This is a genomic window from Amycolatopsis sp. NPDC004169, from assembly GCF_040610315.1.
GTDB lineage: Bacteria > Actinomycetota > Actinomycetes > Mycobacteriales > Pseudonocardiaceae > Amycolatopsis.
Genome location: NZ_JBEXMD010000096.1, coordinates 1 through 6,219, shown reverse-complemented (window position 1 = coordinate 6,219; position 6,219 = coordinate 1). Strand labels below are relative to the sequence as shown.

Below are 6,219 nucleotides of genomic sequence, written 5' to 3'. Positions count from 1 at the left end.
TACAACACCGGAGAGGATTGGTTCGAGGCCACCGGAATCCCGTTCGACAACCCGCCGGCGGCCCGAGCTCGCTTGATGGAGCTCTTGACCGGCTGCGGCGGCGCACCTTCCCCGGGTGCGCCGCCGGTGTTCAGGTCACGCCCGGCAGGTCCGGCCGCGGTTCACGCAGTTCACCAGTCCGTTCATGATCCGCTGCGACATCACGTTGGCGAAGTCGTCGTGGTCGGACAGCGGGTTGTGCTTCTCCTGCGGGAAAGCGTCCACTTTGTACTGCTTCTTGAGCTGGATGTCCCGCGGGATGTCGTAGGTCAGCGAGATCTGCAGCTGCGGCACCGCCTTGAACCCCTTGGCGCACCGGCCGAACTGGTCCGGGAACACGATGTGCGTGCGGTGGTTGGCGCTGTCGGTGTTCTTGCCGTCCCAGCAGCTCGGGAACGTGTGGACGCGCTTGACCTTGCTGTTCGGCGGGCAGATCGGGTACTTGTCGGTGACGCGGTTTTCGAAGCCGGTGCAGGTCCAGCTCGCCTTGGCGTTGGCCGGGCCGTTGGTGCTCTGCTTGGCGTCGCCGTAGAGCACGCGCAGGAAGCGCGGCATCGCCACGACCTTCCCGACCGGGCTGCCGCGGAAGGTGATCTGCACCCGCTGCGGGCGCAGGATCTTGCCGTCGTTGCCGGGCAGCTCGTTGTTCTCGTCCTGGCCGGGCAGCGCGCCGCCGGCCGTGGTGCTCGGCGGGGGCGTCGGCGAGCCGGTGTCCTTGCCCGGCTTCGTCGAGCATGGCGCGAGCCCGCCGAGGTCGCCCGGCTTCGGCGCGAACCGGCCGATCGCGATGGCGATCCGGTCGATGATCGCCGCACGCCGGTCCTTGAGCGGGTTGAGGATCGCGTTGCGCACGAAGTCCTGGCCGCCCTGGCCCTGCGTCGCGGCGATGCGCTGGTTGGCCTCGTCGGCCTGGCCGTCGAGCTGGTCCAGGTTGCTGTCCACTTCGGACATCGCCTGGTCCGGGATGTCCGGCAGCTTGCTGGCGACGTCCGGGCACGCCACCTGGACGGTCTTGGCCTCGCGGTCGGACTGCGCGCGGTCGCCGTCGGGCTTCTTGGCGGGTTCGTTCTTCTCCTCTTCGCCGGTGTCGATGCGGACCACGGGCCAGAAGTAGGCGGACTTGTCGCCGTTGCGGCAGGTGGTGCCGGCCTTGAGGAGGCTCTTGTTGTTCGAGTCGGCGTTGGTGGAGAGGTTGCCGACGTAGTCGTGCAGGTGCTGGGCGCCGTTGCGGACGCCGGGCTGGGCGATGAAGTTGTCCGGGTTGAAGTGCTGGTTTTCGTTGCGGCCGCAGTCGACGGTGAACGTGCCGGTCGACGCGCCGTAGACCGGGCGCGGGTCGAACTGGTTCGGCTGGACCTTCAGGATGTCGACGAAGAACGCGGGGTTCGCTTCGTCGGCGCTGGCCTCACCGGTGTTGCCGGTGGTCGTCGCGACGACGATGCCGCCGACGGCGATGGCGAGGGCGAGACCGCCGGTCGCGATCTTCGTCCGGCGGGAAAGGCGATGCCGTCCTTGGGTGCGGGACATGGGTGAATCCTCCGGGTGCCGGGCTGGCGGGAACGCGCGACACTGCACGGGTACGAGCCCAGGCTCGTCCCGGACAGGCGGGGTTCTAGCAGGTGCGTGCGGGATGTGTCGGCAGGAACGAAATCCGGCTGGTCCACTGACCCGACATCAGTGGCCGCGCGCCCACCTGCCCGTGGCCGCGCCGTCAACCGGCTGGTTATCGTTCCGTTATGGAACCTACACGGGCGTTTGACACCGGGCAAGAAGTTCTTTTCGACGATTACGAACCGTCAGGCCGGGTTCGCTTCTCCGTAGCGGAAGTCGGCCGTGACCTGGGGATTTTCCCTGCTCGACCGGCTCGTGGAAAAAACTTTGAACCGAAGTGAACCGGCATCCGTATCCCCGGGTGAGACCGGTCGAATGCCCGCAGCGCGGGTGTGTCGTGAATTGCCGTGAAATGCGGGAATGGCGGCCGCCGGTTTTCCGGCAACGGTGCGCGTCAGGACGCCTCTTTGTGCGCGAGCAGGCTGCGCCGCAGGGTCGCGAGCGCGCGGTGCTGGGCGACCCGGACCGCACCCGCGCTCCCCAGGCCGACCGCGGCCGCGGTCTCCTCCGCCGTCATGCCGAGGATGATCCGGAGCACCAGGATTTCGCGCTGGCGCGCGGGAAGCGTGTCGAGCAGCCCGGACGACCAGTCCAGTGCCGCGGAGCGCTCGACCTCGTCGCCCGTCGGATCCGGGCCGCCCGAGGCGCCGGGCGGGAGCTCGGCGACCGGGCTGGTGCGGTCGCGGGCGCGGCGGCGGTGGAAGTCGGACACCTTGTGCGCGGCGATGCCGAACACGAACGGCACGAAGCCGTCGGGGCCGTGGCGGTAGCCCGGCAGTGCGCGGACGATCGCCAGCAGCACGTCCTGGGCGCAGTCCTCGGCGTCGGAGGAACCGTCCTGCCACGTGCGCAGCCGGCCGAGGCAGTAGCGGAACACCACCGGCCGCAGCGCGCGCAGCAGCCCGGCCACCGCGGTGCGGTTGCCCTGCACCGCCGCGACGACGAGCGCCGGGTCGAGCGAGAACGTCGCCGTGGGCGTGGCACCACCCTTGGCGGACTGCGGCGGCATCGGTCCGCACCCCCTTTTCTCGCGACTCGGCAACGGACGGTCACGACGCTAGGTCACTCCGCGTGGCCACCACACCGGCCGGGGGACCGTCCCGAGCCGGGTCTTCCGGCCCTGGACAGCACGGTCCCGATGTGCGGTGCCGCCGGCGGCGCCGCGGCCGGGCCGAACGGCCCTATCGGCGCCCCGCGGGCACCGATCACCCTGGTGGCCGGGGATTTCACGGGAGAAACACAGGGACGTGATGGTGGACGACGTGGGCTTCGGGCTGCTGCTGGACCGGCAGCAGTGCCTGGCCTTGCTGCGGACGGCGAGCCTCGGCCGGGTGATCTACACCCACCGGGCGATGCCGGCGGTGCGTCCGGTGCGTTTCGCGGTCGTCGACGACGCCGTGGTGTTCGCCGTCCCGCCCGGCAGCCCCCTCTACGCGGGCGCGCGCGACGCCGTCGTGGCCTTCGAAGCCGACGAGTTCGCCGCCGACACCGGCGCCGGCTGGTACGTCAGCCTGCTGGGCCGCGCCATCGAGGCCCCGGCACCGGAGCTCGGCGAGGTGCCCTGCCCGTGCCGGGAGCCGGTCCGGACCGGCCACCGGTTCCTGCGCGTCCCGGCGGAGACCATCAGCGGTCACCGGATCGCGTGCCACGCGGAGTGATGACCCGATTGCCGTAACGGTGGGCCGCCCGCCATCGACCCACCGGATGGAGGAACCGGATTGGGCCGACACGGGCAGTGACCTGTGGCACCCTTGACGGCCCGGGGCAGTCCCGGGATTCGGTCGGAAGCCAGCGGGGTCGACGGGAAGTGGCGGACGAAATCAGCATGCCGGCGATCCTCGCCGCGGTGGGCGGGATCGCCCGCGAGCTGGAGCTGCCGCCGCTGCTGCACCGCGCGGTGACGGCGACGTGCGAGCTGCTCGGCGCCCGGCGCGGCCGGCTGGACCTGGCCGAGACCGGCACCGCCGACTACGGCCGTGGCGCGTTCGGGCCCGGTGTGGTCGAGCTGCCGGTCCGCGCGGGCTCGGCGACGTTCGGGACACTGGCCGTGGAGCCCGCCGACGGCGCGGAGTTCGGCCGTCGCGAACGCGAGGTGCTCGGCGCGCTCACCGCGGCCACCGGCATGGCCGTCGAGAAGGCCCTGCTCGTCGACCAGATGCGCCGCCGCGAACGCTGGCTCGAGGCCTCCTACGACGTCACCCGCGCCCTGCTCTCGGCCCAGGACCTGCGGGCCACGCTGCGGCTGGTCGCCGAACGCGCCCGGGTCGTCGCCGGTGGCACGGCCGGCGCGATCGCCCGCCCCGACGGCCCCGGCCGGCTCGTGTTCGACGTCGTCGAACCGCCGGGCGAGGACGCCGACCGGCTCACCGGGATGACCGTGCCGATCGAGGGCACCGCCACCGGCATGGCCTTCGCCACCCGGCACCCGGTGGTGGTGCGCGACTACGGCGAGCGCGTGCAGGAGCAGCAGCGCAACCACCCCGGGCCGATCCCGGCGATGGTCAAGGACCTGGACTCGGCGATCTCGGTGCCGCTGATCGTCGGCGAGGAGACGCTCGGGGTGCTGGTGGTGGCCAAGTTCCGCGACCGCTCGCCGTTCACCGACTCCGACGTCCAGCTGGCCGAGACCTTCGCCGGGCACGCCGCACTGGCCGTCGAGTTCTCCCGGGCACAGGAGGCGCGCCAGCAGCTCGCGGTGTTCTCCGACCGCGACCGGATCGCCCGCGACCTGCACGACCTGGTCATCCAGCGGCTGTTCGCGACCGGGCTCGGCCTGGAGGGGGTGAGCAGGCTGATCGCCGACGCCGGGGTCGCCGCGCGCGTGGCCGGGTTCGCCCAGGACCTCGACGGCACGATCCGCGAGATCCGCAACAGCATCTTCTCGCTGCAGGCGCCCGCGCAGGCCCAGGGCAGCCTCCGCGCCGAGCTGCTGCGGGTGGCCGTGGACGCCCGGGACGCGCTCGGCTTCGAGCCCCGCGTCGGCTTCGACGGGCCGCTCGACGCCGCGGTGCCGGACGCGGTCCGCTCCGACCTGATCGCGACGCTGCGGGAAGCGCTGACGAACGTGGCCCGGCACGCGGCGGCGAGGTCGTCGTCGGTCGAGGTCACCGTCACCCAGCACGGCGGGCTGAGCCGCCGGCTGACGCTGGTGGTGCGCGACGACGGGACCGGCCCGCCGGCGGAGGCGGGCCGGATCAGCGGCCTGGCCAACCTCGCTTCGCGCGCGGCCCGCTGGAGCGGCCACTGCATGCTGGCGGCGGGCGAAGAGGGCGGGTCGCGGCTGGAATGGACGGCGGAACTGCCGGCGATGACCGGTGAGGAGAGCAGACGATGACGATCGCGGTGTTCCTGCTGGACGACCACGAGCTGGTCCGGACCGGGCTGAAGACCGTCTTCGAGCCCGAGCCCGACATCGAGGTGGTCGGGGAGGCCGGGACGGCGGCCGAGGCGCTGGTGCGGATCCCGCAGGCGCGCCCGGACGTGGCCGTCCTCGACGTGCGGCTGCCCGACGGCGAGGGGGTGGGGGTGTGCCGGGAGATCCGGTCCACCGTGGACCCGCCGCCCGCCTGCCTGATGCTGACGTCCTATTCGGACGACGAGGCGCTGTTCGGCGCGATCATGGCCGGTGCGGCCGGGTACATGCTGAAGCAGGTGTCCGGGCGGTCGCTGATCGAGGCGGTCCGCACGGTCGCCGCCGGCGGCTCGCTGCTGGACGCCACGCTCACCGCGTCGGTGATGAACAAGCTGCGCGGCGAGAACGTCGCGGCCCCCGACCCGCGCTACGAGCAGCTGAGCCCGCAGGAACGGCGGGTGCTGGACCTGGTGGCGGAGGGCCTGACCAACCGGCAGATCGCCGAGCGGCTGTTCCTGGCCGAGAAGACGGTGAAGAATTACGTTTCGTCGGTGCTGCACAAGCTCGGCGTCGAACGGCGCACGTCGGCGGCGGTGTACATGTCCCAGCGGCGGGCCGAGCCCGGACGATCGAGCTGACTTTTCCGCCTGTTCGGCCGAAACCGGTGGGGCGTCCGACGTATCCAGTCCCGGATGGAGTACACCTGTCGGGTGACGCACGAGTTCGCGTGCGCGGCAGAGGGGACGACATGGCGGGGTTGTCGGGCGGGGACTGCATCACGCAGGACTACGTCACGGGGCAGATCCGGGCACTCGCGGACGCGGTGCGCCGGGAAGGGGCCGGCGGCGTCGGCACGCGCAGCTTCCAGCTGGCGGAGCACCTGGCGGCGGAGGGAGGCGTCCACCGCGGCGACATCATGACCGCCACGGCGACGCTGCTGGCGATGACGGCGTGGTGCGACGGCGAGGTGGAGGCGGCCCGCCGGTTCGCCGAGCTCGCGGGCGAGCACGACGAGGATTCGCGCGAGCTGGTGACGCACCTGCTGCGCCTGGAGGTGGGCGCGGACCGCGGCTGGCTGCCGCGGGACCAGGCGGAGGCCTTGCTGGAGTACGCCCGCCGCGAACGCCGCGGCGACCTGGCGACCCGGGTCCGCGCGCTGGCGGGTGTCCGGCGCGGCCGGCACCGCCGGGAGGACTGAGGCGTCCTCGGTGGACGGA

6 protein-coding genes are annotated in these 6,219 nt (G+C 72.2%); 4 read left to right on the top strand and 2 right to left on the bottom strand.

Features of this window, described 5'->3' with window-relative positions:
- Positions 1–135: 135 nt before the first annotated feature.
- Together ABZX11_RS48045 and ABZX11_RS48040 are read right to left on the bottom strand one after the other, a co-directional pair.
- Entirely contained in the window at positions 136–1,566 is a 1,431-nt protein-coding gene (locus ABZX11_RS48045; protein ID WP_354925872.1) for a DUF1996 domain-containing protein, read from the bottom strand.
- A 478-nt stretch (positions 1,567–2,044) separates the two neighbouring features.
- Positions 2,045–2,659 carry a sigma-70 family RNA polymerase sigma factor gene (locus ABZX11_RS48040; RefSeq protein WP_176169889.1) on the bottom strand — a complete coding sequence of 205 codons (615 nt, stop codon included), beginning with the start codon at positions 2,657–2,659 and terminating at the stop codon, positions 2,045–2,047.
- 241 nt (positions 2,660–2,900) lie between these two features.
- On the opposite strand from ABZX11_RS48040, the gene ABZX11_RS48035 reads away from it, so the two are divergent.
- The 4 genes from ABZX11_RS48035 to ABZX11_RS48020 all read left to right on the top strand — a co-directional run bounded on the left by ABZX11_RS48035 (position 2,901) and on the right by ABZX11_RS48020 (position 6,200).
- Entirely contained in the window at positions 2,901–3,308 is a 408-nt protein-coding gene (locus ABZX11_RS48035) for a pyridoxamine 5'-phosphate oxidase family protein (protein ID WP_176169888.1), read from the top strand.
- 167 nt (positions 3,309–3,475) lie between these two features.
- Complete coding sequence (locus ABZX11_RS48030; RefSeq protein ID WP_354925875.1) at positions 3,476–4,984, top strand: GAF domain-containing protein; 1,509 nt, start codon at positions 3,476–3,478, stop codon at positions 4,982–4,984.
- Positions 4,981–5,640 carry a response regulator transcription factor gene (locus ABZX11_RS48025; protein WP_176169887.1) on the top strand — a complete coding sequence of 220 codons (660 nt, stop codon included), beginning with the start codon at positions 4,981–4,983 and terminating at the stop codon, positions 5,638–5,640. Before ABZX11_RS48030 ends, ABZX11_RS48025 begins: the two co-directional genes overlap by 4 nt.
- A gap of 89 nt (positions 5,641–5,729) precedes the next feature.
- The gene (locus tag ABZX11_RS48020; protein WP_254896668.1) at positions 5,730–6,200 is read left to right on the top strand and encodes a hypothetical protein; all 471 of its coding nucleotides are present in this window, start codon (positions 5,730–5,732) and stop codon (positions 6,198–6,200) included.
- Positions 6,201–6,219 lie beyond the last annotated feature (19 nt).

Excerpts from the sequence above, each read along its gene's own strand:
- ABZX11_RS48045 (WP_354925872.1), bottom strand. The coding sequence starts at position 1,566 with ATGTCCCGCACCCAAGGACGGCATCGCCTTTCCCGCCGGACGAAGATC.
- ABZX11_RS48040 (WP_176169889.1), bottom strand. The coding sequence starts at position 2,659 with ATGCCGCCGCAGTCCGCCAAGGGTGGTGCCACGCCCACGGCGACGTTC.
- ABZX11_RS48035 (WP_176169888.1), top strand. The coding sequence starts at position 2,901 with ATGGTGGACGACGTGGGCTTCGGGCTGCTGCTGGACCGGCAGCAGTGC.
- ABZX11_RS48030 (WP_354925875.1), top strand. The coding sequence starts at position 3,476 with ATGCCGGCGATCCTCGCCGCGGTGGGCGGGATCGCCCGCGAGCTGGAG.
- ABZX11_RS48025 (WP_176169887.1), top strand. The coding sequence starts at position 4,981 with ATGACGATCGCGGTGTTCCTGCTGGACGACCACGAGCTGGTCCGGACC.